Genomic DNA, 25,757 nt, shown 5'->3' with positions numbered 1-25,757 from the left:
CATCTCGTCCCTTTGAGGGACGGGATTTTTTTGTTTTTACTTATTTCAGAAAGGAAGCTGGCCATGAGAAGAATCGATGTCAAAGAAAAAGCAAGGACACGCGAGCTGCGCGTGCTGCAGCAATGGAAAGAGCAGGATACATTCCGCAAATCGGTCGAAAACCGGGAAGGCAAGCCGAGCTTCGTATTTTATGAAGGACCGCCGACGGCAAACGGAGCGCCGCATATCGGGCATGTACTCGGACGGGTCATCAAAGATTTCATCTGCCGTTATCAGACGATGGCAGGTCACAAGGTTATCCGCAAGGCGGGCTGGGATACGCACGGATTGCCGGTTGAACTCGGCGTAGAGAAACAGCTCGGCATCTCCGGCAAGCAAGAGATCGAGAAATACGGCGTCGAGCAATTCGTCGAGAAGTGCAAGGACAGCGTGTTCGAATACGAGCGCCAATGGCGCGAGCTGACGGAAGCGATCGCCTACTGGACCGATATGAACGATCCATACATTACGCTGAAAAACGAATACATCGAAAGCGTATGGCACATTTTGTCCACGATTCACAAGAAGGGCTTGCTCTATCGCGGACACCGGGTCAGCCCGTATTGCCCTTGCTGCCAAACGACGCTCAGCTCGCACGAAGTCGCTCAAGGCTATGAAGATGTCAAAGATTTGTCGGCGACGGTAAAATTCAAACTAAAGGAAACGGGTGAATCGATCCTCGCGTGGACGACGACGCCGTGGACGCTTCCGTCTAACGTAGCGCTTGCCGTTAACCGCACTATCGAATACGCCAAAGTGAAGCAAGAAGACGGCGTCTACATCGTAGCTTCCAACTTGGTGGAAAAGGTCATGAAAGGTGACTACGAAATCGTAGGCACGGTCAAAGGCTCCGACCTGGTTGGCCTGACTTATACGCCACCGTTCCCTTACGTAGCGGTAGAGCGCGGACATATCGTCATCGACGGCGAATTCGTCAGCGACTCGAGCGGTACGGGCATCGTGCACATCGCGCCGGCCCATGGCGAAGACGACTACCGTGTATCGCGCCAGCACGGCATCAGCATGCTGAACGTCGTGAACTCGGCCGGACGCTATACGGACGAAGTAACCGATTTTGCAGGCAGATTCGTCAAGGACTGTGACGTCGATATCGTCAAAAACTTGTCCGAGCGCGGCTTGCTTTATTCCAAGGAAAAGTACGAGCACAGCTATCCGTTCTGCTGGCGCTGCAAATCGCCGCTGCTCTACTACGCGATGGAGAGCTGGTTCATCAAGACTACCGCGGTCAAAGACCAACTGATCGCAAACAATAACGAAGTGGACTGGTATCCGGGCCACATTCGCGAAGGACGCTTCGGCAAGTTCCTGGAGGAGCTCGTCGACTGGAACATTAGCCGCAACCGTTATTGGGGCACGCCGCTTAACGTTTGGGTTTGCCGCGAATGCGGTGAGGAGCATGCGCCGGGCAGCCATGCCGAACTGCGCGAGATGTCGGTGGAGCCGATTACGCCGGAGCTGGAGCTGCATAAGCCGTACGTGGACGACGTACACCTCAAATGTCCGAAGTGCGCGGGCATCATGGACCGCACGCCGGAAGTGATCGACGTTTGGTTCGACAGCGGTTCGATGCCGTTTGCCCAATATCACGTTCCGTTCGAAAACGAGGAAACGTTCAAGGAGCAATATCCGGCCGACATTATCTGCGAAGGGATCGACCAAACGCGCGGCTGGTTCTTCAGCTTGCTGGCCGTTTCGACCTTGTATAACGGCAAAGCGCCGTATAAGGCGGTGCTCGCGACGGGGCACATCCTTGACGAAAATGGCCAAAAAATGTCCAAGAGCAAAGGGAACGTCATCGATCCGTGGGAAATCATAGGCGAATTCGGCACGGACGCGTTCCGCTGGGCCTTGCTGGCTGACAGCGCGCCATGGAACAGCAAGCGGTTCTCGAAGCAAATCGTTTCGGAGGCGAAATCGAAGGTTGTCGATACGATCGTTAATACACATGCATTTTATGCGCTTTATGCGACCATCGATAAATACGACCATGCGGCATATCCTGAAACGGTTTCCGAGAACAAGCTCGACCGTTGGATCGTTTCCCGCTTGAACAGTCTCATCATCGAAGTGAAAAAAGGGCTCGCGGTGAACGATTTCCTCAACCCGGCCAAAGCGATCGAAACGTTCGTCGACGAGATGAGCAATTGGTATATCCGCCGTTCCCGCGACCGTTTCTGGGGAAGCGAGATGACTGCGGATAAAGTATCCGCGTATCAAACGCTGCGGAACGTGCTGCTCACGCTCTCGAAGCTCATTGCGCCGTTCATGCCGTTTGTGGCGGAAGACTTATACGAGAATCTTGGCGGCGGAGAAAGCGTGCATCTTGCCGATTATCCGAATGCCAATGAAGCGGCTATTGACTCTGCGCTCGAGCGCGACATGGAAACAGCGCGGCAAATCGTAGAGCTTGCGCGCAATATCCGCAACGAAACGGGCATCAAAACCCGTCAGCCGTTATCCGAGCTGATCGTATCGCTGGACCGCGAGTTTGATTTGGCCGGGTATGAAGACATCATCAAAGACGAGATCAATGTCAAAGCGATCCGGATCGAAACGAGCGATAGCGGCTTCGTCGACTTCTCGCTCAAGCTGAACCTGAAGGTTGCCGGCAAAAAATACGGCAAAAACGTCGGACCGATCCAAAATCTGCTCCGTTCGATGTCGGCATCCGAAGCTAAAGCGGTCGTAGATAGCGGTACGCTGGAGTTCACAGCCGAAGATGGAGAGAAGCTGACCGTGTTAGTGGAAGAGCTGCTTGTGGAAAAACAAGCGAAGCATGGTTTTGCATCGGCTTCGGGATACGGCGTCACCGTAGCGCTAAATACGGAGATTACGCCGGAGCTGGAGCAAGAAGGACTTGTGCGCGAAGTGATCCGCGCGATTCAGGACCACCGCAAAAAGCTCGATCTGCCGATCGAAAAACGGGTGAACCTCGTGTTGGACGTCGATCAGCAGCTTCAAGAAGCGATTGCGGCATTCGATCATGTGCTGCGCGAGAACGTACTCGTGCTTAACGTTTCGTTCGGACGTCATGACGAAATGGAAACCGTAGCGGCAGGCGATAAAACGATTGGTTTGTGGATCGAAGCGTAAAACGCTGCGTAGAACTGCGTTTTCGTATGGCAGTAACAGGAAACGGTAATAACTATAGCGAGCATAAACAAGAGAGGGACGATTTCGTCCCTCCCCTTTTTGAAAATATAAGAAAGTATAAGTTTCACTCTGTACTTGGCTTATATTTCTCGGTAAACGACGCACCGTCAGGACGGGGCTTGCCGTTTATCCTTGATGGAACAGATTATTACTTACGGAAGCGGGGGAGTCGGATGTCCAATAAGCAAGACGACCCGAATTTGCTGGCAAAGACTGTACATGAGCTTAACGAACAGGTGAAAAAAATTGCGCTTGATCTGGAAAAGGCTCAAGTGGCCGATTATGTGCAGTTGCTCAATAGTCCGAGGAAGCTGTTCTGGTCCAATTTGTGGGCAGGGTCTGCCCGCGGCGTAGGGATCGCAATCGGGTTTACGGTATTTACGACAACGATCTTATACGCTTTGCGTGCACTCGGCGCTTTAAACCTTCCGATCATCGGGGATTACATCGCCGATATCGTACGAGTTGTTCAAACCCAGTTGGAAGGGCGCACTTATTAAGCGAATTGGCCGCATTCGAATTTATTCATCCTTATAAGGATCGGGCTCGAGCAGCGGCTCGCCCTCATTGTTCGCCATATATTCGTGATATGCCCTATTGCGTACGACCGTCACGTTATTGCCGTACAGATCGGTGGCCAAGAAGCTTTCGATCGGCTCGACATAGCCGTCAGGCTCTTCGGCTTCGGTATACATATCGTTGTAGTCTTCCACATTGGCCGATTCCGCCATCGCCGGCGTATTGGAAGTACCCCACTTCTCGACGGCTTGCCAGGCGTCTTCGCCGTCGAATTCCGTCTCTCCGTCGTTGCCGTCAAAGCTGGTACGGCCGAATGGAGGTTTGAGGAATCGCTCCTCGGCAGGTCTGCGGTCGGAAACATCGCGGTCCGGCACATGGTCGAAGCAATACATGGTCGTCGGAACGGCCTCAAGCCTTTCGTACGGAATCGATTTTCCGCATACGGCGCAAACGCCGTATTCGCCGGAATCCATTCGGGCAAGCGCCGCTTCAATATCAATGACATGATGCTCCGTATGTTCATTTAAGGCAATGTCCTTGCCGCGATCGTACATTTCCGTAGCCAAATCGCCAGGATGATTGTCATAACCCGATAATTCGCCGACAGAAGTATTCATCGGAGTGGATAAACCGTAATTATTATTGCCGCTAAGCGACCGTTCGAGCTCGGCTTTTTCCTTCAGCAGGTTATGCCGCAGCGTATCGATTTGCTGTGAAGTCAAGTGAGACATCGAGTTGTCCGTCTCCTTTCAGGGGAAGCTTGGAATTAGCTTTCACCGGAAGAGTGATTTTTACATGAGGAAAATTGCGGAGATCCGGCCGGTTTCATGCAATCGCATAAGAGAGCCAGCGGTTGGACGAGCTTTGGAACACTGTGCTACAATGGCGAAAGATGTGTTAGAAGAGCTAAGACGCCTTGAAGCATAAACGAATTCACGGAGGGTACCTATATTGATTTATTATGTGATCGCCTTCATCGTATTTTTGATCGACCAAGCGACCAAATGGCTCATTGCGACGAACTATAAGCTTCACGAAACGCATAATGTCATTGGCGAATTTTTTCAATTGACTTCCCATCGGAACAAGGGAGCGGCATTCGGCATTTTGGAAAATCAGCGCTGGTTTTTTATTATCATCACGACCGTTGTAGTCGTCGGGATCATCTGGTATTTGCAATCACTGCTTAAATCGAAGCGCAAGCTGCTTCCGTTTGCTTTAAGCCTTGTCCTGGGAGGGGCTTTAGGAAATTTCCTCGATCGCGCATTGCATGGCGAAGTGGTCGATTTTTTCCAGTTTAACTTTAATTTCGGGGGTTATCCGTACACGTTCCCGATTTTCAACGTAGCGGATTCGGGCATTGTCGTCGGTGTCGCCCTCATATTCCTCGATGCCTTGATCGGCTGGAGAAAAGAAAAGCAAGGAGCCGTCGAGAATGACACTCAACAACAACAACAAGGTAACTAACGAAGAGCAAGAATACGAATGGACGATTTCTGCCGATCAATCCAAAGAACGGATCGATAAATTCATCTCCGAGTCGCTTGGCGAGGATGTTTCCCGGTCGCAAATTCAACAATGGATCAAAGAAGGCGCGGTGTCGGTCAACGAACAGCCGGTAAAAGCGAACTACAAGCTGGCGGCTGACGATATCGTCAAGTTAATCGTGCCGGAGCCGACGGACCTGGACATCGTGGCGGAGGATATTCCGCTGGATGTCGTTTACGAAGACAGCGACGTGATCGTCGTGAATAAACCTCGCGGCATGGTCGTTCACCCGGCAGTCGGCCATCACACCGGCACGCTGGTGAATGCGCTCATGTTTCATTGCCGGGACTTGTCCGGCATTAACGGCGTCATGCGCCCGGGCATCGTGCATCGGATCGACAAGGATACGTCCGGCCTGCTGATGGCCGCGAAAAACGATCTTGCGCATAACTCGCTTGCCGCGCAGCTCAAGGAACATTCCGTTACGCGCAAATATATCGCCCTCGTTCACGGCAATATCGACCACGATCACGGTACGATCGACGCGCCGATCGGCCGGGATCCGCACGATCGCAAAATGTATACGGTCAAGGACAAAAACAGCAAGCATGCCGTCACCCATTTTCTCGTGATCGAAAGGCTTGGCGATTATACGGTCGTGGAGCTGAAGCTTGAGACCGGGAGAACGCATCAAATTCGCGTTCATATGAAGTTCATCGGCCACCCGCTCGTCGGCGATCCGATGTACGGACGAAGCAAAGGGGTACGCATGGACGGGCAGGCGCTGCATGCCGCCGTACTAGGCTTCGAGCATCCGCGCACGGGCGAATATTTGGAGTTCGAGGCTCCGCTGCCGGACGATTTGAGAATGCTGCTCGAGACGCTGCGGTCGAGATAAGATTAGGCTTTATGTTTTGAATATGGAACCTTATTCAAATTTGATAAATTTGGGTAAGGTTTTTTGTTTTCCCGGAACGCGCTGAAACGGTTGTCCGACTGGAAAATTCCAGTCGTGATCCAAACGACATTCGATGCAAATGATAAAACAGGGACCATTGTTATGAAAGACGTTATGTTTTCCTTCGAAAAAGATCAAACGATTGTCATAAACGACGCCGACGGAACGATAAAATAGTACAAATGATTCGATACAAAATCCATTCCTATCTATGAAAAAAACATTCATAGTAAAAAGAAAAAAGCGATCATTCCGAAGGAGCTGCAAACTGCATATGAGCCAAGTGAGCCAAGAAACATACATTCAACAGCTTTTCGCCGAGCGGATCGGCGGAGCGAATTACGGCAAAGGGACAGCGATTTATAAATTCGAAAAAATCAAACGGGCCAAAGCGGCCGCCAAGCAAGCTTATCCCGATGTGGAGCTGCTGGACCTCGGCGTAGGCGAGCCGGACGAGATGGCGGACGCGGGAATCGTCGCCAAGCTGGCGGAGGAAGCGGCCAAACCGGAAAACCGCGGTTATGCGGATAACGGGATCCGTGAATTCAAGGTTGCGGCAGCGGCTTATTTGAAAAACGTATTCCGCGTAGAAGGCATCGATCCGGATACGGAAGTGGTCCATTCGATCGGCTCCAAGCCGGCGCTTGCGATGCTCCCGTCCTGCTTCATCAATCCCGGCGACGTAACGATTATGACGGTTCCGGGCTACCCCGTTCTCGGCACGCATACGAAATACTTAGGCGGCGAAGTGCACAACGTTCAGCTGACCAAAGAAAACAATTTTCTGCCGAACCTGGACGCGATTCCGGAAGAGATCTGCAAACGGGCGAAGCTGCTGTACTTGAACTACCCGAATAACCCTACCGGGGCAAGCGCTACAGTCGAATTTTTCGAAAAAGTCGTAGCCTTTGCGAAGAAGCACGATATTGTCGTCGTTCATGACGCTCCGTATGCGGCGCTCACTTACGACGGCTTGAAGCCGCTCAGCTTCCTCTCCGTTCCAGGGGCGAAGGAAGTCGGCGTCGAGCTGCATTCCTTGTCCAAGTCGTACAACATGACCGGCTGGCGGATCGGATTTGTCGCCGGCAACCCGCTCATCGTCCGCGCATTCAGCGACGTGAAGGACAACAACGATTCCGGGCAATTTATCGCCATTCAGAAAGCGGCTGCTTACGGGCTGGACAATCCGCAAATTACGGAAAAAATCGCCGAAAAATATTCCCGCCGCCACAACATGCTCGTCGCCGCGCTGAACGAGATCGGCTTCAAAGCCGAAAAGCCAAAAGGCTCCTTCTTCCTGTACGTGGAGGCGCCAAAAGGCATTGCCGGCGGACAACGCTTCGAAACCGCGGAAGATTTCTCGCAGTACCTCATTCGCGAGAAGCTCATATCGACGGTGCCTTGGGACGATGCGGGCAAATTCGTTCGATTCTCGGTTACGTTCATTGCAAACGGCGAGGAAGACGAGAAACGGGTGATCAACGAAATCAAACGCCGCCTGACGGACGTGCAGTTCGAATTTTAAATGAAGTTCAGCCGCTCTTGCCGTTTGAAGGTAGGGGCGGTTTTTTCTCGGTAAACGTCGCCAACGAGGAAGGCGCTAGCCGTTTATCGTTAAGGAAGCACGTTCGGGCAAGTTGATTGAAAAGTTGGGTTGACTTCTTTTGTCGAACGTGGGATAATTCTAATGATCATAAGAACCTTTAAAATCAGTCCCGTGAGGCTGGCAAGGTTAACGTTTATGGAAAACTGCGGTTGTCCGTGCAACAAATGTCGAATTATGCGCTGCATAAGCCGACTTTGGACACCCGTGCGGTTTTTCTGCCTACGCGCGCGTAAACTCCTTGCCTCTAGCGGCAAGGAGTTTTTTGCTTCTCGGGAGCCGATGGACGTATCGAATGCGAAGGAGGCTTAAGCATCGGATGGAAGGTCATGAAGAACACCGCATTTTGATGGATGAAACCGCAATTCGCCGGGCGCTTACTCGAATTGCCCACGAAATCTTAGAAAAGAATAAAGGCATCGAAGATTGCGTATTGGTCGGCATACGAACGAGAGGGATTTTTCTCGCGCGGCGGATCGCGGAGCTGATCCGGGAAATCGAATCAGCCGAGATTCCGATCGCAGAGCTGGACGTTACATCTTACCGCGACGACTTAAAAAGCAACAAGGATGAAGAAGGGAACGGCGAGCAAGCCGTGAAACCGGCGAGAGCAGGAGGAATTAGCGGCATCGATTTTCCGCTGCGGGACAAACGGATCATCCTGTTCGACGACGTCTTGTACACAGGGCGTACGATTCGGGCGGCGATGGACGCCATCATGGATCACGGACGGCCTCAACGCATCCAACTGGCCGTGCTGGTTGACCGGGGACATCGCGAGCTGCCGATCCGTCCGGATTTTGTCGGGAAGAACCTCCCGACTTCGAAGCAAGAGCAAATTCAAGTTTCCCTGTCGGAAATTGACGGCGAGGACCAAGTGACGATTATACACCAAAGGGGGCTTACAGGATGACAGCGACACAAGTGGCATCAAGAAGCCTGCTTGGACTGAAAGATTTGAGCGCATCGGAGATCGAAGCGCTACTTGAACGGGCTTCCTACTGGGAGCGGCAAACGGAAAAGGTGACGAACCTGCTGAACGGCAAGTTCGTGGCGAATATGTTTTTTGAAAATAGCACAAGAACGCGGTTTTCCTTCGAGGTCGCCGAAAAAAGGCTCGGCTCGGAGGTGCTGAACTTCTCGGCAGCCGCGTCCAGCGTCGAAAAAGGCGAGTCGATCTACGATACGGTTCGCACGCTGGAATCGATGGGCATCGACGCAGGCGTCATCCGGCTGAAGCCGATCGGCGTGCTCGCCCAGCTGGCGGAGAAAATCCGCATCCCGCTCATCAACGCGGGCGACGGCAACAACGAGCATCCGACACAGGCGCTGCTCGATTTGTACACGATGCGCAAGCAATTCGGCGATTTGCGCGGGCTGAACGTTGCGATCGTCGGCGACATCCTGCACAGCCGCGTTGCGCGCTCAAACCTGTGGGCGCTGCGCAAATTCGGCGCAAACGTAAGCTTCTGCGCGCCGGCGAACATGCAGGCGCCGGAGCTGGCCGATTACGCGGCAACGGTGACGATGGAAGAAGCGCTGCAGGCGGACGTGGTCATGATGCTGCGCGTGCAGCTGGAACGCCACGAAGCCGGCATGCTGAAATCGGCGGAAGACTACCGCGAGCGCTACGGGCTGACCGAGGAGCGGGCAAGCCGCATGAAGCCTCATGCGATCATCATGCACCCGGCTCCGGTGAACCGGAACGTCGAAATCGACGACGCGCTCGTCGAGCATGAGAAATCCCGCATTTTCCCGCAAATGCAAAACGGCGTCCCGATCCGCATGGCGGTTATCGAACGGGCATTAGTATAAATCAGGCGGTTCAGGAGGATATACAATGGCAACTTGGATATTGAACGGAAGCGTATTGAACGAAGATGGCACGTTAGCACGAAAGCATATCAAAATCGACGGACAAGCGATCGCGTCCATCGTTGACGCGGAAGGCGCCGCTCCCGATACGGGAAGCGCCGAAGTGATCGATGCTGCGGGCAAGCTTGTATCGGCAGGCTTCATCGATATGCACGTGCATCTGCGCGAGCCGGGCTTCGAGCATAAGGAAACGATCGCAACGGGCACTCGCTCCGCGGCGAAAGGCGGCTTCACGGCAATCGCCTGCATGCCGAACACGCGGCCGGTCACCGACACGGCGGAAACGGTCCGTTTCATCCTGGACAAGGCGCAAAGCGAAGGCGCCGTTCGTGTCCTGCCGTATGCGGCGATCACGAAAAACGAGCTCGGCCGCGAGCTGACGGACTTCGGGGCGCTGAAGGAAGCCGGAGCGATCGGCTTTACGGACGACGGCGTCGGCGTGCAAAACGCGCAAATGATGAAGGACGCGATGAAGCTTGCGCAATCGCTTGGCATGCCGGTCATCGCGCACTGCGAGGACGATAGCCTTGTCGTGGGCGCGGCGGTGACCGAGGGCGCTTTTTCGAAGAAGCACGGACTTAAGGGCATCCCGAACGAATCGGAAGCGATTCATGTCGGACGGGACATTCTGCTCGCGGAAGCGACGGGCGTGCACTATCACGTATGCCACGTCAGCACGGAGCAGTCGGTTCGCTTGATTCGGATGGCGAAGCAGCTCGGCATTCGCGTAACGGCGGAGGTTTGTCCACATCATCTGCTCTTATCCGACGAGGATATGCCGGATACGATGGACGCGAACTGGAAGATGAACCCGCCGCTGCGCACGCCGCGCGACGTTCAAGCGGTCATCGACGGGCTCGTCGACGGCACGATCGACATGATCGTGACAGACCACGCGCCGCACTCGCAAGAAGAGAAAGCAAAAGGACTGCAGCTCGCGCCGTTCGGCATCGTTGGCTTCGAGACGGCATTCCCGCTGCTGTACACGCATTTCGTCAAAACAGGGAAATGGACGCTTGATTTCCTCATGAAGAAGATGACTTCGGAACCTGCTCGCGTGTTCGGATTGCCTTGGGGCAAGCTGGAAGCGGGCGCGGCGGCGGACCTGACGATCGTTGATCTCGAAACGGAGCAAGCGGTTGATCCGGAAACGTTCGAAACGAAAGGGCGCAACACGCCGTTCACCGGCTGGAAGCTGCAAGGCTGGCCGACGCTGACGATGGTGGATGGCCGCATCGTTTGGCAGGCGTAAGAGGCAGGCGAAACGCAAACACAGCATAAATTCCGCGATGTATGAAGATATTCAGCTTTTAAGGGCTTGTTATTATAGTAGAGGAGTGAATGGGATGCAAGCGAGACTACTGTTGGAAGACGGTACGCTGTTTACGGGCAAGGCGTTCGGCAGCGAAGGCGAGTCGACGGGGGAAGTCGTATTCAACACGGGCATTACAGGCTATCAGGAGGTTATTTCCGACCCATCGTACTGCGGACAAATCGTAACGATGACGTTCCCGCTCGTAGGCAACTACGGCATTACGCGGGATGATTTCGAGGCGGTCCGGCCGTTTATCCACGGGTTTGTCGTACGCCGCCACGAAGTGGTGCCAAGCAACTGGCGTACGGAATATACGCTCGACAATTTACTGAAAGAATACGGCATCGTCGGCATCAGCGACATCGACACCCGGATGCTGACGCGCATTCTGCGTCACCACGGGACGATGAAAGGAGTCCTGACGACTTCCAATAAATCGGTTGACGAACTAAAAGAAATGCTCGGCGTTTCGCAGCTCATGACCGACCAAGTGGCGCGCGTATCGACGAAAAGCATCTTTTCGAGCCCTGGCAGCAAAGAGCGGATCGTCCTGATCGACTACGGCGCAAAAAGCGGCATTCTGCGCGACTTGACGAAACGCGGCTGCGACGTTGTGGTCGTCCCTCATGACACGACTGCGGACCAAATCCGCCGCCTTAATCCGGACGGCATTCAGCTGTCGAACGGCCCTGGCGATCCGAAGGACGTGCCATACGCCGTCGAAACGATTCGAGAACTGCTCGGCGAATTCCCGATCTTCGGCATTTGCTTAGGCCACCAGCTGTTCGCGCTCGCTTGCGGCGCCGATACGGAGAAGCTGAAGTTCGGCCATCGCGGCGGCAACCATCCGGTCAAAGAGCTGGCGACGAACCGCTGCTACATTACATCCCAGAACCATGGCTATACGGTCAAAGAAGATTCGATCGAGGGAACGGACCTGATCGTGACCCACATCAACAATAACGACCGGACGATCGAAGGCTTGAAGCATGCAAAATATCCGGCCTTTACGGTGCAATACCATCCGGAAGCGGCTCCGGGACCATTCGATTCCACGTACTTGTTCGATCAATTTATCGATATGATTCGCGAACACAAACAGAACAATCCGCAGAAGCCTCGTCAAGCGCAAATTTCCGCGGCTTACAAAGCGCAAACCGCGACGGCGTTGAAAGGAGAACTGCAAAATGCCTAAAAATCAAGAGCTGAAAAAAATTCTCGTTATCGGTTCCGGCCCGATCGTCATCGGTCAGGCGGCGGAATTTGACTATGCCGGCACGCAAGCTTGCCAGGCGCTGAAAGAAGAATGCATGGAAGTTGTCCTGATCAACAGCAACCCGGCTACGATCATGACCGACACGAACATGGCGGACAAAGTATATATCGAGCCGATCACGCTCGAATTCGTCACGCAAATCATTCGCCAGGAGCGTCCGGACGGCTTGCTGCCGACGCTTGGCGGCCAAACGGGCCTGAACATGGCCGTTGCGCTTGCACGTGCAGGCGTACTGGAGCGCGAGAACGTGAAGCTGCTCGGAACGCAGTTGACGGCAATCGAAAAAGCGGAAGACCGCGACTTGTTCCGCGACCTGATGCGCGAGCTGGAACAGCCGGTGCCGGAGAGCGTCATCGTCACGACGGTTGAAGAAGCGGTAAATTTCGCGAACGAAATCGGCTACCCGATCATCGTTCGTCCGGCGTACACGCTCGGCGGAACAGGCGGCGGCATTTGCGCGAACGAGGAAGAATTGCTTGAGACGGTTGCTTCCGGTATCCGCTACAGCCCGATCGGCCAATGTCTGATCGAAAAAAGCATCGCCGGCATGAAGGAAGTCGAATACGAAGTCATGCGCGACGCTAACGATAACTGCATCGTTGTCTGCAACATGGAAAACTTCGACCCGGTTGGCGTGCACACCGGCGACAGTATCGTCGTAGCGCCTAGCCAAACGCTGTCCGACCGCGAATACCAAATGCTGCGCGCCGCGTCGCTTAAAATCATTCGCGCCTTGAACATTGAAGGCGGCTGTAACGTTCAGTTCGCGCTGGATCCGCATAGCTACCAATATTATGTCATCGAGGTAAACCCGCGCGTAAGCCGCTCCTCGGCGCTTGCTTCCAAAGCGACCGGTTATCCGATCGCTAAGATGGCGGCCAAAATCGCCATCGGCTACACGCTGGACGAAATCGTCAACCCGGTTACGGGGCAAACGTACGCTTGCTTCGAGCCGACGCTCGACTACATCGTAACGAAAATCCCGCGTTGGCCGTTCGACAAGTTTACGTCGGCGAACCGCAAGCTGGGCACGCAAATGAAAGCGACCGGCGAAGTGATGGCGATCGGCCGCACGTTCGAAGAATCGATTCATAAAGCGGTCCGCTCACTTGAAATTGGCTGCCACCGTCTGTTCCTGAAAGAAGCCGACAAGCTGGAGGATACCGTTCTGCAGCAGCGTCTGATCAAGCCGGACGACGAGCGTTTGTTCCTGATCGCCGAGGCGTTCCGCCGCGGTTACACGCTGCAGCAAATTCAAGATTTGACGAACATCGACTGGTGGTTCCTCGATAAAATCGAACGGATCGTCGCGTTCGAAGCGACAATTCAGCAAGATGCACCGCTTACGGATGAGCTGCTGTACGATGCGAAACGGATGGGCTTCACCGACCGTGCGATCGCCGAACTGAGACGTGCGGCTAACGCAAACGGAGCTTATACGCAGGAAGCCGACGTCCGCAAGCTGCGCCTTGAGCGCGGATTGAAGCCGGTCTACAAGATGGTCGACACGTGTGCGGCTGAATTCGAAGCATCTACGCCATACTACTATTCGACTTACGAAACCGAAAACGAAGTAACCGAGAGCAGCAAGCAAAAAGTCGTCGTCTTGGGCTCCGGACCGATCCGGATCGGACAAGGGATCGAGTTCGACTATTCGACGGTACACGCCGTATGGGCGATCCAAGACGCAGGCTACGAAGCGGTTATTATCAACAACAACCCGGAGACGGTTTCGACCGACTTCAATACGTCGGATCGACTCTACTTCGAGCCGCTTTTCTTCGAAGACGTCATGAACGTCATCGAGCAAGAGAAACCGATCGGCGTTATCGTGCAATTCGGCGGCCAAACGGCGATCAACCTCGCTGCACCGCTGACGAAAGCCGGCGTCCGTATCCTAGGCTCCAGCCTTGACAGCATCGACGCGGCCGAAGACCGCAAGAAGTTCGAAGCGCTGTTGCGCAAACTTGACATCGCGCAACCGGAAGGCACGACGGTCACCTCGGTCGGCGAAGCGATCGGCGCGGCAACAAAGCTCGGTTACCCGGTGCTCGTACGCCCGTCTTACGTCCTTGGCGGCCGTGCGATGGAAATCGTATACTCCGACAACGACCTGCTCAGCTATATGGAGCAAGCGGTGAAGATCAATCCGGAGCATCCGGTTCTGATCGACCGCTATATGCAAGGCAAGGAAGCGGAAGTCGATGCCATCTGCGACGGCGAGACGGTTCTGATTCCGGGCATCATGGAGCATATCGAACGCGCAGGTGTTCACTCCGGCGATTCGATCGCGGTATATCCGCCGCAATCGCTGTCGGATGACATTAAAGCGCAAATTATCGACATCACGATCAAGATCGCAAAAGAACTGAAAGTCATCGGTCTGGTCAACATCCAGTTCGTCATCCATCAAGACCAAGTGTACGTCATCGAGGTAAACCCACGTTCGTCTCGTACGGTACCGTTCTTAAGCAAAGTGACGAACATTCCGATGGCCAACGTGGCGACGAAAGCGATCATGGGCGTGAAGCTGGCCGACCTCGGCTATGTGGACGGCTTGTGGCCGGAATCGGATTACGTATCGGTTAAAGTGCCGGTGTTCTCCTTTGCGAAGCTGCGCCGCGTAGAACCAACGCTTGGACCGGAAATGAAATCGACGGGCGAAGTGATGGGCCGCGACCAGCAATACGCGAAAGCTTTGTACAAAGGCTTGATCGGCTCCGGCATGCGCATCCCGCCAACCGGCGCGATTATTGCCACGGTGGCCGACAAGGACAAAGAAGAAGCGATCGAAATTCTTCGCGGGTTCTACAACCTGGGCTACAAAATCGTCGCTACGGGCGGAACGGCGAAGGCGCTCGAGCAAGCCGGCCTGTTCGTGACACACGTGAACAAGCTGAGCGAAGGCTCGCCGAACATTCTTGACCTGATCCGCAACGGCGAAGCGCACTTTGTCGTCAACACGCTGACGAAGGGCAAAACGCCGGAGCGCGACGGATTCCGCATCCGCCGCGAAGCGGTCGAGAACGGTGTCGTCGTGATGACGTCGCTCGATACGGTGCGGGCGCTGCTTAACATGCTGGAGACAATCAACTTCTCCTCGCGTCCAATGCCGGTGCTGCAATAATTTGAAATGGAAAGGGATGGGAGCGTGCGGCAGCGCAGGCGCCATCCCTTTTTCAACGCCCGCATTCCGTGCGATCTGATCTACGAACAACGAGCGAAAACGAAAGTATGACATATTAAACTAATCATGCTCGGAAACAAAGTGTACGCAGACCCGACCCATACAACGACTTCGCTAGTGAGAGCAAATGATACAGAGGTCTAAGTAAATGGAATAACTGTATTTCATGTAGTTGTTTTTGCTCATTTTGCCGATATAAGACACATTAAATGGAAAACATGTAGTTATTTTTGCCAAATTATTCGGTTTTCGAACAAGCGTAATCATTTACATGCATGTTTTCCAGTTAAATCTCGCAATATCGATATCCAACTAGGGATAACTGCACTTTTTCCAGTTATTTTCGAAGTATGGCCCAAAACTTTTAGGAGGAAATCCCATGACGACTGGAATCGATCTGGAAAGCCGCATTATGGTGGCGCTTGACTATCCGACGGCGGATGAAGCGAAGGATTTGCTCGCGCAGCTGAAAGGCATCGGCTGTTACATGAAGGTCGGCATGCAGCTGTTCTACGCGGCTGGGCCGCAGTTCGTCCTTAGCTTGAAGGAACAAGGCTATCGCGTGTTTCTCGATTTGAAAATGCACGATATCCCGAACACCGTCAAAGGCGGCGCGAACAGCGTGACGAAGCTAGGCGTCGACATGTTCAACGTTCATGCCGCAGGCGGGCTCGACATGATGAAGGCAGCCATGGAAGGCGTGGAAAATGCGCTGGCGTCATCCTCCGGCTTGAACAAACCCGTCGTCATCGGCGTAACGCAGTTGACGAGTACGAGCCAGCTGACGCTGAACGAACAGATCGGCATCCCCGGCTCGGTGGAAGACGCGGTCATCCGGTACGCCAAGCTGGCGCAGCAAGCCGGTCTTCACGGGGTGGTCGCTTCGCCGCGCGAGGTCGTTGCCATCAAGAGCGCTTGCGGCGAGCAATTCCAAACCGTGACGCCGGGCATCCGGCCGGCCGGAGCCGATATCGGCGATCAATCGCGGGTCATGACGCCGCGTGAAGCTTTTGCTCAAGGCACCGACTATGTTGTGATCGGCCGTCCGATTACGGCAGCCGCCGATCCTAGACAAGCCATTGAAACTATACTTAAGGAGCTGAAATAAATGTCTCGTTCCATCGCCTTAGAACAACTTCCGGCGGAAATCGCCAAACAATTGCTGACCATCGAAGCCGTTGCGCTGCGTCCGAAACAGCCATTCACGTGGACATCGGGCATCAAATCGCCGATTTATTGCGACAATCGGCTGACGATGTCGTTCCCGCACATTCGCGACATGATCGCAGAGGGATTTGCTGCGCTCGTACGCGAGCGTTATCCTGACGCCGAAGTCATTGCCGGCACCGCTACGGCGGGTATCCCGCATGCGGCATGGGTCGCGCAGAAGTTGAACCTGCCGATGGTCTACATCCGCGACAAAGCGAAAGGACATGGCAAAGAAAACCTCATCGAAGGCATCGTGAAGCCGGGACAGAAGGTTGTCGTGATCGAGGATTTGATTTCGACCGGGGGGAGCTCGATCAAAGCGGCATTAGCGGTGAACGAGGCGGGGGCGAAAACCCTTGGAGTATTGGCTATTTTCTCGTATCAGCTGGATAAGGCGACTCAAGCATTTCATGAAGCGAGCATTCCGCTTACGACGCTTTCCAATTACACGGCTCTAATTCAAGTCGCTGCGGAACTCGGCAAAATCCAACCGGAGGACTTGGAGCTTCTGCAATCGTGGCGGGCCAATCCGACGGAATTTGGCAAGTAACAGGCGCCGCTTTGCAGGGCAAAATAATAACCTTACATCAAACGCACGGCCCAATCGGCAACGCGTGATGTAAGGTTATTTTTTTTGCGCCATATCGAGCAGTTTGTTAATGGTGAAGCCACGCAGAAATGCGGATAAATGCTGCTCCGATTCGCTGAACACTTGATACAGAACTTTTTCAATATTGGCGCCAAAGACGCAGTCCGGATTAACCTTCGGGCATTTCGGCTGCAGGCTGCCGGAAGCAACGAGCTGATACAATTCATCCAGGGTTACCTTGTCCGGATCGAATGTCTTGTAAAATCCTCCGGCGGTGCCTTCCTTGGATCCGAGATAGCCGCTTTTTTTAAGCAAAGCGAGCATTTTACGCGCGCGAACCGGATGGACCGAAGCGCTTTCCGCTATTTTTTCGCTTGTCAACAAACATTCATTATGGCGTGCAAGCAGCATCAGACAGTGCACCGCAAGCGTAAAATCGCTTGTCATTTTTCAGCCTCCTCTTCGGTTTGATCTTATCTGTAATATTAAAATTATCAGTAATTCCTGTCAACGGTGCGGTAATGTAATGAAAGAATTACACTTGACAAAACACAACTGTAGTATTTATTATTACAGATAACAGTAAAAAATAATATTACAGTTAAAGGAGACGGGTTTATGAATACAAAGCTCCAAGAACAACATACCGTGATTGAAACGATGCTCGAGCGTCATTCCGTACGCCAATATGACAAAAGCCATGTCATTCCGAAGCAAGAGCTGGACGAAATCTTGCTGGCAGCCGGAGCGGCGCCATCGGCTTGGAACTTGCAGCATTGGAAATTCCTCGTTATAACCGAGGAGGCGCAGAAGGAAAAGCTGCTGCCGATCGCCAACAATCAGCAGCAAGTCAAAGACGCGTCGGCAACGATCGTTATTTTGGGTGACCTCGAAGCGAACAAAAATGCCGAGGCCGTTTTTGCAGGATCGGTTGCCAGCGGCAAAATGACCGAGGAAGCGAAAAACAACATCGTGCAGGTGATCAACGGAGTATACGAAAAGGTGCCGACCTATGGCCGCGATCAAGCGTACCTGAATGCATCGCTTGCCGCAATGCAACTGATGCTGGCGGCGAAAGCCAAAGGCTACGACAGCGTTCCGATGGGCGGCTTCCAAGCGGGTCCATTGATCGAAGCGTTCAGGATTCCTGCTCGATATATTCCGGTAATGCTTATCTCGGTCGGCAAAGCAACAGGAGAATCGCGCCCTTCCGGACGACTCGGGCTGGAGCAAACCGTCGTAAGAGAAACTTTTGCTTAATAAATCTCAGATCACAGTTGCCTCCGCATCGCTCTTCTATGGCGATCGGAGGTTTAGTTTTGTTCGAAAAACAAATCCGTCTTCAGACCGAGATTAACACGTGCTGGGGACGGTTTTTTGTCGTTATCCGTCTTCATATAATCTAAGCAGCATTGAAATGATGTGAAGCCATGATGAGAGAAGTGAGGGATGCAAGCATGTCCATGGTGCAGGTGAAAGGACTACGCAAGTCATTCGGCGCCGTCGTCGCCGTCGACGGCATCAGCTTTGAAGTCGAGCCCGGCGAAGTGTTCACGATTATCGGACCGAATGGCGCGGGGAAAACGACAACGCTTGAAATGATCGAAGGTCTGCAAACGCCGGACAGCGGCGAAATTCGGCTGAAAGATCTGCAATGGAGCAAGGATGCGGAACGAATCAAGCAGCTCATCGGCGTACAGCCGCAAACAAGTGCATTGTTCGATTTACTGACGGTTTACGAGAATCTCGACGTATTCGCCAGCTTTTATGCCAAAAGACGACCGGTTGAAGAAATCATGGAGCTTATTAATTTGACGGATCATCGCAACAAGCGGGTGAAAGTGCTTTCGGGCGGGCAGAAGCAGCGACTTGCGATCGGCCTGGCCATGGTCAGCGATCCCGATATTTTGTTTCTCGACGAACCTACGACCGGTCTTGATCCCCAGGCGAGGCGGAATATATGGGACATCGTGCTGAAGCTGAGGAAGCTTGGCAAAACGACGATTTTGACCACGCATTATATGGAGGAAGCCGAAAAGCTGAGCGACCGGGTTTGTATTGTCGATCAAGGCCGGGTCATCGCTCTGGATTCGCCGAAGCAGCTGATCAAACAGCTGACCCAGGTAAGAGAAATTCATCTTACGCTCGGCGATAACGCCGAAAACGCAGCAAACCTGTTGGAGGAAGTGAAGCAATACGCCACGGTAACGAACGCCGAGCACCGGGACAATCAATTGAACATTTCGTCCACGCGGCCGGAAGAGACCTTATACCACTTGTTTCGTTATACGACGGAGCATGGAGTAGAGGTCGATCAGATCTCGATTAAGGAAATGAGTCTCGAGGACGTTTTTATTGCGTTTACGGGAAAGGAGTGGCGTGACTGATGTGGAACCAGTTTACGAAGCTGCTTGGCACGAATCTGAAGATGACGTTCCGGGAGAAGCAGGTATGGTTTTGGTCAATCCTTTACCCGGTGTTTCTGCTTGTTGTGTTCATTACGATATTCGGAGGCTCGGGCAAAAGCGATTCTTTCGAAGCAAACGTCACCCTTGTTAAGCCTAACGATAACGCGTTGTCAAGGCAGCTCGAGCAAGTGATCCGCAGCATCGATGTATTGAAGCTGGAAGCGCAGGAACCTGTCAGCCGAGAGCAGGCGGAGAGGGAGCTCAAGGACAAATCGGTCGACGCCGTTATCGTGCTGCCTGAAACGACGGATGCGAAGCAGGTCGAGCTTCTGCTCAATAAGGAAAAGATGAATTCGTCACTCGCTCAGGCAGTAACCGGGATCATGAACAACGTCATGACGCAGCTGAATTTTGGACACAGCGGAACGACACCGCAGCTGTCGCTGCAAACGGGCTATATTTCCGAAGGCAATATCGGCCTGAAGGCATCGGACTTTATGCTGACCGGGATGATCGCGTTGTCGGTCGCCCAATCCGGCTTGTTCGGCATGATCGGCTTGGTGGAAATGCGCCGCAACGGATTGTTGAAACGACTCAAGCTGACGCCGATGAATATGAGCCTTTTCGGTTTTTCGGACATTGTCGTACGCTTTATACTGGCCATGATCCAAATTGTTTTGTTGACGTTGACTGGTGTTATCTTCTATAATGCAACTTTAGATGTCAATGTGGCAGGTTTTCTAATTGTCTTCATTGTCGGAACAATGTCATTCTCAGCTTTGGGTTATTTGATCGCGGCGGTTAGCAAAACGAACGAAGCTTACTTCGGCATCGCCAATCTGTTCAGCTTCGCGCTTATGTTCATCAGCGGCATATTCTACGATGTAAACATGCTTCCGAGCTTTATCAAACCGTTGTCGCACGTACTGCCGTTAACCTATTTTGCAAATGGCATCCGCGACGGCATGGTATACGGCGCTAGCCCGGTAAACACAAACTTTTGGATCAATATTGCCGTTATGGCCGCTTGGGGAATCGTTGCTTTCGTTATCGGCGCATTGCTTTTTCGCAAGAGGGCCGTGGCAAAATCGTGACAGGCGCTACCTTCGGGTGGCGCTTTTATTTGCTGCGCTCGCCGATACGAGCTCAATTGGTTATAGTAAAAAATTTTCGTAGAATATGTAACTTTTTGCAGCGCCTTTTCGTCTATAATCTGTAAAGATGGGAAGTGGAAGGAGGAAAGATGAAGCCATGGGTTGGTTGCGGCAGAAACAAGTACATAAAGAACAAGTAACCGAACATGAATCGCAGCTAGAGGAGCATCAGGAAAAGCAGCAGCAAGAGCAGAAGCCACAATTGGAAGCCGTGAAGACTAGCCAACCATTGCTTGTCGTGAACAGCGTCGAACGGATGTTCCAGGTCGGAAGCCGGCAGCTTCATGTGTTAAAAGGGATTAACATGGAGCTGAAGCCAAGGCAGCTCGTTATGCTGCGCGGACGTTCCGGTTCCGGCAAAACGACGCTTCTGAACATGATCGGCGGATTGGACCAGCCGACAAAAGGAGAAATCTTTTTCCAAGGCCATCCGTTTCATCAGTGGAACGACGACCGGCGAACCGACGTGCGCCGCAAGCAAATTGGGTTCATATTTCAAGCTTTTGCCCTCATGCCGCTGCTGTCGGCGTGGGAAAATGTCGAATTGGCTCTGCGCATGGCCGGCGTGCCGCGCTCGCAGTGGAAGGATCGCGTGAAGCATTGTCTCGAGATGGTTGGGCTCGGCAAAAGGATGTATCACCGTCCGTTCGAGATGTCTGGGGGCGAGCAGCAGCGCGTTGCGATCGCCAAGGCGATAGCGCACAAGCCGCCGCTTCTGCTCGCCGATGAGCCAACGGCGGAGCTCGATTCGCAAATGGGCGCTCAAGTCATGGCCGTGTTCCAAGACATCATCAAAACCGAGAACGTGACCATATGTATGACAACACACGATCCAACGATTCTGGAGGTAGCCGATCATGTTTACGAAATGGTTGACGGAAAATTCATCAACACCTAAGCGGACCGCGAGGCCTGTCCTTGCGGTCGCTTTAAGCGCGGCGCTTCTCGTTACTTCGGGTTGCTCCTTGCTCCCGAAAGAAGACGAAGAAGAAGTGCTGCCGGCGATCAATCCGCCGAAAATATCGGAAAAACCGCGTTATGACGTCGTTACCGAAACTTTGATTACTTCTGTCGGGGGCATGGGAAGGCTGATGTCGCTTCAAGAAGAGACTTTGTTCTTCAAAGGCGATTCGAAGGTGGACGGCAAGAAGCTGAAAGAGCTTTACGTAAAATCCGGGGATGTCGTCAAGAAAGGACAACCGATTGCTGAGCTGGACGTTTCCGATTTGCAGAAGCAGCTTCGCTCCAAACAGCTCGAATTCCGCAAAGACGAAGCGGAAATGAAAAAAACATTGCGCGACAGCGACACGATGGATCCGGTTGATCTGGAACAGGCAAAAATCGCTTTCGAAGAAAAACGGCAAGTGCTACAGGATCTGCAAAACGATATCGGCAACGCCGTATTAACGGCTCCGTTCGACGGCACGATCGTAACGGTGTCCGTGCAGAAAGGCGCCACGATCAAGGCTTACGATCCGATCGCTTTGCTCGCCGATACATCACGTCTTGCCGTAGCGGCCCAGCTTACGAATAAAGAAGATTATAACAAAATCGCGCTTGGCATGAGCGTTGAAGTCGATATCAACGGCGCGGGCAAGCAAACTGGCAAAATCAAGCGGCTTCCCGTGTTGACCGACGACAATAACAATCAGAACGGCGGGTTCAACGGAGGCTTCAATGGAGGTTACAACGACCCGAACGGAAACGGGCAGAAGCAGGATTCCATCGACAATTATTTGCTAGTCGACATCGATAAAATGCCAAAAGAAGTTTCGCGCGGCACGCCGCTTAGCATCAAAGTCATTACGAACCGGAAGGAAAACGCCGTTGTCATACCGCTTGTGGCGCTGCGTCAAATCGGCTCACGGACTTACGTGCAGGTAGTCGACGATCAAGGAAAACGGGAAGTCGACGTCGAAATCGGCCAGCAAACGTCTACGTCGGTGGAAATCTTGAAGGGACTTACACCGGGGCAGAAAGTAGTGGGTAAATAATGAAGATGCCGATGCTTCGTTTTCTGTACCGCAAAATGTGGAACACCCGCTGGCTTACGCTTAGCTCGCTGCTCGGTCTCATCGTAGCGGTGGCGTTTTCCACGAGTATCCCGATGTATGCGGACGGTGCACTGAAGCGGGTCGTCGCCAAAACGCTGCAGGAAAAGAGCAGCGGACTGCCTGCGGGCTCGCTGCAAATCCGTTACCAATCGGCGGGCGGCGCCAAAACCGATCTCGCTTCGCTCAAGGGCGTCGATGAATACATCGCGAAGGACGTGCCGGCAAGTATCGGTTTTCCATACTCCGTCTATTTGAACATCATGTCGTTCCGGGGCACGCAAATCACCCCGGTTGATCCGGACAAGGTCGATGCCAGCAAACGCCGGCAAATGACGATCACGACGATGAGCGGACTGGCCGACAAAATCGACATGTCCAGCGGCACAACGTATGCCGATAAGCTGGACGGCGACATTGTGGAAGCGATCGTGCTGGAAGACGGCATGTACCGCAATGACTTACATATTGGCGACGTGTTCGAATATCCGATCTACGGCGGGCTGAATATTACGCTGAAGGTCAAAATCGTAGGCTCGTTCAAGCCGAAGAAGGACACGGACCCGTACTGGTATCAAGGCTTCGAAGGGTTGTCGAACGCCCTGCTCATTTCGGATAAAGCGTTCAAGAACGATCTGATGCAGGGGATGAAGGTTCCTCTTCAGCTTTCGAACTGGTATTATGCATTTGATTTGCGCAACATTCAAACGAGTCAGCTAACAGCGCTCGGCGATACGCTCGAGCGGTTGAATATTGAGCTGTACCAGCGGCTGAAGGATACGAAGATCGATATTTCCTTCGCCGAATTGTTGAAGCAGTTCCGCAAAGACAGCCTGCAGCTGCAAACCCTGCTGTTTACGTTAGCGGCGCCGATGATCGCGATGGTGTTTTATTACATTGCGATGAATGCGCGGCAGTCGCTCGACAAGCAGCGCGGCGACATTGCCGTCCTGCGAAGCCGGGGAGGCAGCACCGGGCAAATTGTACTTATTTATATGCTGGAAGGGATCATCCTTGGTCTGATCGCGCTTATTATCGGGCCGCTCCTAGGATGGTTCATGGCGAAGAGCATCGGCTCGGCGAACGGATTTTTAACCTTCGTCGACCGGAAGTCCATCCCCGTCGGCTTCAGCACCGATGCGGTCATCTACGGGATCATCGCCGTCCTGCTGGCCATCGCGGCAACCGTCATTCCTGCGGTGCTTTATGCGAGACAATCGATTGTCAACTACAAGCAGCAGCTTGCCCGTTCCGACCGCAAGCCGATCTGGCAGCGCTGGTTCCTTGATATTTTGCTGATTGGGGTTGCGGGGTACGGCTGGTACATGTCGAACGAAAGGCAATTTCTTTCGTTCCAGACCGGCTTAACGACGGATCAGTTGGATGTCCAGCCGTTTCTTTTCTTTGTTCCGGCGATATCGATTTTTGCTTTGGGACTGTTTTTCTTGCGAATTTTTCCATGGCTGTTGCGCTTCTTCAACTGGCTCGGCAAGACGTTTCTGCCGGTTCCGATTTATTTGACGCTGACGCAGCTGTCCCGGTCCGCCAAATCGTATTATCCGCTGATGCTGCTGCTCATTCTGACGCTTGGCCTCGGCGTATATAATTCGTCGGCGGCGCGTACGATCGATTTGAACTCGACCGAACGGCTGCTGTACCAATACGGTACCGATGTGATTGTCAAGACGTCCTGGGAAGGAACGCCGGAGCTGCAGCAGCCGTCCAAAGGCAATGGCGGAGGCCAGGGCAACGGAGGCGGTCAAGGCAACGGCGGCGGCCAGGGCAATGGCGGAGGTCAAGGCAATGGCGGTGGCCAGGGCGGCGGAGGTCAAGGCGGAGGCGGCCAGGGCGGCGGAGGTCAAGGCGGAGGCGGCCCAGGCGGCCCGGGCGGGGGAAACAATATCCCGACAAAAATCAACTTTACAGAACCGCCTTTCGAAATTTTCCGCAAGCTGGAAGGCGTCGAGAACGCCGCGCGTGTACTGCAGACGAAAGGCAACGTGATCGTCTCCGGGCGTTCGATCGGCCAAGGGAACGTCGTTGGCATCGACAATGTCGATTTCGCCAAAGTGGCATGGTTCCGCAACGACTTATTCCCTGCTCATCCATTCAAGTTTTTGAACTTGCTAGGCTCTTACGAGCAATCCGTCATTATACCGTCGAATATTGCCAAGCAATATCAGCTGAAGGCGGGAGACATTATCTCCATCGTAATCGAGCAGCAGGTCGTCGAGTTCGTCGTCGTGGGTATATTGCCGTATTGGCCTGCCCAATACCCGGATCAAACGCCGTTTTTCATCGCGAATTTAGACTATATTTACGATCAGGTGCCGATCATCCCTTACGACGTTTGGCTGAAGATGCAGCCGGGAGCGAAAGTGGCGCCGCTCATGAAGCAGCTTGAGGACAAAGGCATTCAAATCGCCGATATCAAAGACGTGCGAACCGAGCTCGTCACGCAGAGCAAGCATCCGACACGCGGCGGCGTATTCGGCATTCTGAGCTTAGGGTTTCTCGTTTCGGTCATTATCTCGCTGATCGGATATTTGTTGTATTGGTTCTTTAACCTATCGAGCAGGATCGTTCAATTCGGCGTTTTGCGCGCGATGGGATTGTCCCGCAGGCAGTTGACCGGCATGCTGCTGCTTGAACAAGTATTTACGGCCGGGCTTTCGATTGGGTTAGGCATTCTGATCGGCAAGCTGGCAAGTATTCTATTCCTGCCGTTCCTGCAGACGTCGGAAAACGTCAAGACACAGGTGCCTCCGTTCCGGATCGTATTCGAAGCGAAGGATACGATGCAGCTGTACATGGTTGTAGGCGTCATGATGCTGACGGGAGCAACGCTCTTGTTCCTGCACATTCGCAGATTGCGCGTTCACCAGGCGGTCAAGATGGGAGAGGAGCGGTAA

Annotated in this window: 20 protein-coding genes and 1 other annotated feature (1 of these 21 running past the window's edge); of the genes, 18 read left to right on the top strand and 2 right to left on the bottom strand. The window is 53.3% G+C overall.

Going from position 1 to position 25,757, the window contains the following annotated elements:
* Positions 1-15 (top strand) — a binding site (T-box leader); it begins 241 nt to the left of the window's first position.
* A 48-nt stretch (positions 16-63) separates the two neighbouring features.
* A complete protein-coding gene (gene ileS / locus AC0LWM_RS08655; protein ID WP_474674506.1) occupies positions 64-3,153 on the top strand; it encodes an isoleucine--tRNA ligase in 3,090 nt (1,029 codons plus the stop codon).
* Positions 3,154-3,386: 233 nt separating this feature from the next.
* The gene (locus AC0LWM_RS08650) at positions 3,387-3,713 is read left to right on the top strand and encodes a DUF5665 domain-containing protein (protein WP_474674505.1); all 327 of its coding nucleotides are present in this window, start codon (positions 3,387-3,389) and stop codon (positions 3,711-3,713) included.
* Between the two features lie 21 nt (positions 3,714-3,734).
* Here AC0LWM_RS08650 and AC0LWM_RS08645 read toward each other — a convergent pair whose 3' ends face one another.
* Positions 3,735-4,463, bottom strand: coding sequence for a TraR/DksA C4-type zinc finger protein (locus AC0LWM_RS08645; RefSeq protein WP_474674504.1), 729 nt, complete (start codon positions 4,461-4,463; stop codon positions 3,735-3,737).
* A gap of 220 nt (positions 4,464-4,683) precedes the next feature.
* Here AC0LWM_RS08645 and lspA point away from each other — a divergent pair, with 220 nt between their 5' ends.
* The 10 genes from lspA (at position 4,684) to pyrE (ending at position 17,193) form a co-directional block, all read left to right on the top strand.
* Positions 4,684-5,199: a signal peptidase II gene (gene lspA, locus AC0LWM_RS08640; protein ID WP_474674503.1), complete on the top strand. Its 516-nt coding sequence runs from the start codon at positions 4,684-4,686 to the stop codon at positions 5,197-5,199.
* Positions 5,168-6,118, top strand: a complete 951-nt coding sequence (locus AC0LWM_RS08635) for an RluA family pseudouridine synthase (protein WP_474674502.1) — start codon at positions 5,168-5,170, stop codon at positions 6,116-6,118. Before lspA ends, AC0LWM_RS08635 begins: the two co-directional genes overlap by 32 nt.
* 334 nt (positions 6,119-6,452) lie before the next feature.
* Positions 6,453-7,703 (top strand): LL-diaminopimelate aminotransferase, encoded by a 1,251-nt coding sequence (locus AC0LWM_RS08630; protein ID WP_474674501.1) that lies wholly within the window; start codon positions 6,453-6,455, stop codon positions 7,701-7,703.
* Positions 7,704-8,100: 397 nt separating this feature from the next.
* Complete coding sequence (gene pyrR / locus AC0LWM_RS08625) at positions 8,101-8,694, top strand: bifunctional pyr operon transcriptional regulator/uracil phosphoribosyltransferase PyrR (RefSeq protein WP_474674500.1); 594 nt, start codon at positions 8,101-8,103, stop codon at positions 8,692-8,694.
* Positions 8,691-9,596 (top strand): aspartate carbamoyltransferase catalytic subunit, encoded by a 906-nt coding sequence (locus AC0LWM_RS08620; protein ID WP_474674499.1) that lies wholly within the window; start codon positions 8,691-8,693, stop codon positions 9,594-9,596. Before pyrR ends, AC0LWM_RS08620 begins: the two co-directional genes overlap by 4 nt.
* A 25-nt stretch (positions 9,597-9,621) precedes the next feature.
* Positions 9,622-10,908, top strand: coding sequence for a dihydroorotase (locus tag AC0LWM_RS08615; RefSeq protein ID WP_474674498.1), 1,287 nt, complete (start codon positions 9,622-9,624; stop codon positions 10,906-10,908).
* 94 nt (positions 10,909-11,002) lie between these two features.
* A complete protein-coding gene (locus AC0LWM_RS08610; RefSeq protein WP_474674497.1) occupies positions 11,003-12,166 on the top strand; it encodes a carbamoyl phosphate synthase small subunit in 1,164 nt (387 codons plus the stop codon).
* Complete coding sequence (gene carB, locus AC0LWM_RS08605) at positions 12,159-15,374, top strand: carbamoyl-phosphate synthase large subunit (RefSeq protein ID WP_474674496.1); 3,216 nt, start codon at positions 12,159-12,161, stop codon at positions 15,372-15,374. The genes AC0LWM_RS08610 and carB overlap by 8 nt, the downstream gene beginning before the upstream one ends.
* A 439-nt stretch (positions 15,375-15,813) precedes the next feature.
* Positions 15,814-16,542 (top strand): orotidine-5'-phosphate decarboxylase, encoded by a 729-nt coding sequence (pyrF, locus tag AC0LWM_RS08600; protein WP_474674495.1) that lies wholly within the window; start codon positions 15,814-15,816, stop codon positions 16,540-16,542.
* A complete protein-coding gene (gene pyrE, locus AC0LWM_RS08595) occupies positions 16,543-17,193 on the top strand; it encodes an orotate phosphoribosyltransferase (RefSeq protein WP_474674494.1) in 651 nt (216 codons plus the stop codon).
* Positions 17,194-17,268: 75 nt separating this feature from the next.
* Here the strand turns inward: pyrE and AC0LWM_RS08590 are convergent, their stop codons facing one another.
* On the bottom strand, positions 17,269-17,679 hold the full coding sequence (locus AC0LWM_RS08590; protein WP_474674493.1) for an Rrf2 family transcriptional regulator: 411 nt from the start codon (positions 17,677-17,679) through the stop codon (positions 17,269-17,271).
* Positions 17,680-17,850: 171 nt separating this feature from the next.
* On the opposite strand from AC0LWM_RS08590, the gene AC0LWM_RS08585 reads away from it, so the two are divergent.
* The 6 genes from AC0LWM_RS08585 (at position 17,851) to AC0LWM_RS08560 (ending at position 25,757) form a co-directional block, all read left to right on the top strand.
* Positions 17,851-18,492 (top strand): nitroreductase family protein, encoded by a 642-nt coding sequence (locus AC0LWM_RS08585; RefSeq protein ID WP_474674492.1) that lies wholly within the window; start codon positions 17,851-17,853, stop codon positions 18,490-18,492.
* A gap of 170 nt (positions 18,493-18,662) precedes the next feature.
* Positions 18,663-19,619 (top strand): ABC transporter ATP-binding protein, encoded by a 957-nt coding sequence (locus tag AC0LWM_RS08580; protein WP_474674491.1) that lies wholly within the window; start codon positions 18,663-18,665, stop codon positions 19,617-19,619.
* Positions 19,619-20,734, top strand: a complete 1,116-nt coding sequence (locus AC0LWM_RS08575; protein ID WP_474674490.1) for an ABC transporter permease — start codon at positions 19,619-19,621, stop codon at positions 20,732-20,734. The genes AC0LWM_RS08580 and AC0LWM_RS08575 overlap by 1 nt, the downstream gene beginning before the upstream one ends.
* Before the next feature lie 157 nt (positions 20,735-20,891).
* Positions 20,892-21,692, top strand: coding sequence for an ABC transporter ATP-binding protein (locus AC0LWM_RS08570; RefSeq protein WP_474674489.1), 801 nt, complete (start codon positions 20,892-20,894; stop codon positions 21,690-21,692).
* The gene (locus AC0LWM_RS08565) at positions 21,652-22,788 is read left to right on the top strand and encodes an efflux RND transporter periplasmic adaptor subunit (RefSeq protein ID WP_474674488.1); all 1,137 of its coding nucleotides are present in this window, start codon (positions 21,652-21,654) and stop codon (positions 22,786-22,788) included. Before AC0LWM_RS08570 ends, AC0LWM_RS08565 begins: the two co-directional genes overlap by 41 nt.
* Positions 22,788-25,757: an ABC transporter permease gene (locus tag AC0LWM_RS08560; protein ID WP_474674487.1), complete on the top strand. Its 2,970-nt coding sequence runs from the start codon at positions 22,788-22,790 to the stop codon at positions 25,755-25,757. Before AC0LWM_RS08565 ends, AC0LWM_RS08560 begins: the two co-directional genes overlap by 1 nt.

The sequence above is a fragment of the Paenibacillus sp. sgz302148 genome, assembly GCF_056120465.1.
The sequence above is the reverse complement of the archived record's forward strand: the minus strand, read 5'-3'. Positions and strand labels throughout refer to the sequence as shown.

What these genes read in the sequence shown, in the direction of transcription:
- ileS (WP_474674506.1), top strand. Translation starts at nt 64, where the DNA reads ATGAGAAGAATCGATGTCAAAGAAAAAGCAAGGACACGCGAGCTGCGC.
- AC0LWM_RS08650 (WP_474674505.1), top strand. Translation starts at nt 3,387, where the DNA reads ATGTCCAATAAGCAAGACGACCCGAATTTGCTGGCAAAGACTGTACAT.
- AC0LWM_RS08645 (WP_474674504.1), bottom strand. Translation starts at nt 4,463, where the DNA reads ATGTCTCACTTGACTTCACAGCAAATCGATACGCTGCGGCATAACCTG.
- AC0LWM_RS08635 (WP_474674502.1), top strand. Translation starts at nt 5,168, where the DNA reads ATGACACTCAACAACAACAACAAGGTAACTAACGAAGAGCAAGAATAC.
- AC0LWM_RS08630 (WP_474674501.1), top strand. Translation starts at nt 6,453, where the DNA reads ATGAGCCAAGTGAGCCAAGAAACATACATTCAACAGCTTTTCGCCGAG.
- pyrR (WP_474674500.1), top strand. Translation starts at nt 8,101, where the DNA reads ATGGAAGGTCATGAAGAACACCGCATTTTGATGGATGAAACCGCAATT.
- AC0LWM_RS08620 (WP_474674499.1), top strand. Translation starts at nt 8,691, where the DNA reads ATGACAGCGACACAAGTGGCATCAAGAAGCCTGCTTGGACTGAAAGAT.
- AC0LWM_RS08615 (WP_474674498.1), top strand. Translation starts at nt 9,622, where the DNA reads ATGGCAACTTGGATATTGAACGGAAGCGTATTGAACGAAGATGGCACG.
- AC0LWM_RS08610 (WP_474674497.1), top strand. Translation starts at nt 11,003, where the DNA reads ATGCAAGCGAGACTACTGTTGGAAGACGGTACGCTGTTTACGGGCAAG.
- carB (WP_474674496.1), top strand. Translation starts at nt 12,159, where the DNA reads ATGCCTAAAAATCAAGAGCTGAAAAAAATTCTCGTTATCGGTTCCGGC.
- pyrF (WP_474674495.1), top strand. Translation starts at nt 15,814, where the DNA reads ATGACGACTGGAATCGATCTGGAAAGCCGCATTATGGTGGCGCTTGAC.
- pyrE (WP_474674494.1), top strand. Translation starts at nt 16,543, where the DNA reads ATGTCTCGTTCCATCGCCTTAGAACAACTTCCGGCGGAAATCGCCAAA.
- AC0LWM_RS08590 (WP_474674493.1), bottom strand. Translation starts at nt 17,679, where the DNA reads ATGACAAGCGATTTTACGCTTGCGGTGCACTGTCTGATGCTGCTTGCA.
- AC0LWM_RS08585 (WP_474674492.1), top strand. Translation starts at nt 17,851, where the DNA reads ATGAATACAAAGCTCCAAGAACAACATACCGTGATTGAAACGATGCTC.
- AC0LWM_RS08580 (WP_474674491.1), top strand. Translation starts at nt 18,663, where the DNA reads ATGATGAGAGAAGTGAGGGATGCAAGCATGTCCATGGTGCAGGTGAAA.
- AC0LWM_RS08575 (WP_474674490.1), top strand. Translation starts at nt 19,619, where the DNA reads ATGTGGAACCAGTTTACGAAGCTGCTTGGCACGAATCTGAAGATGACG.
- AC0LWM_RS08570 (WP_474674489.1), top strand. Translation starts at nt 20,892, where the DNA reads ATGGGTTGGTTGCGGCAGAAACAAGTACATAAAGAACAAGTAACCGAA.
- AC0LWM_RS08565 (WP_474674488.1), top strand. Translation starts at nt 21,652, where the DNA reads ATGTTTACGAAATGGTTGACGGAAAATTCATCAACACCTAAGCGGACC.
- AC0LWM_RS08560 (WP_474674487.1), top strand. Translation starts at nt 22,788, where the DNA reads ATGAAGATGCCGATGCTTCGTTTTCTGTACCGCAAAATGTGGAACACC.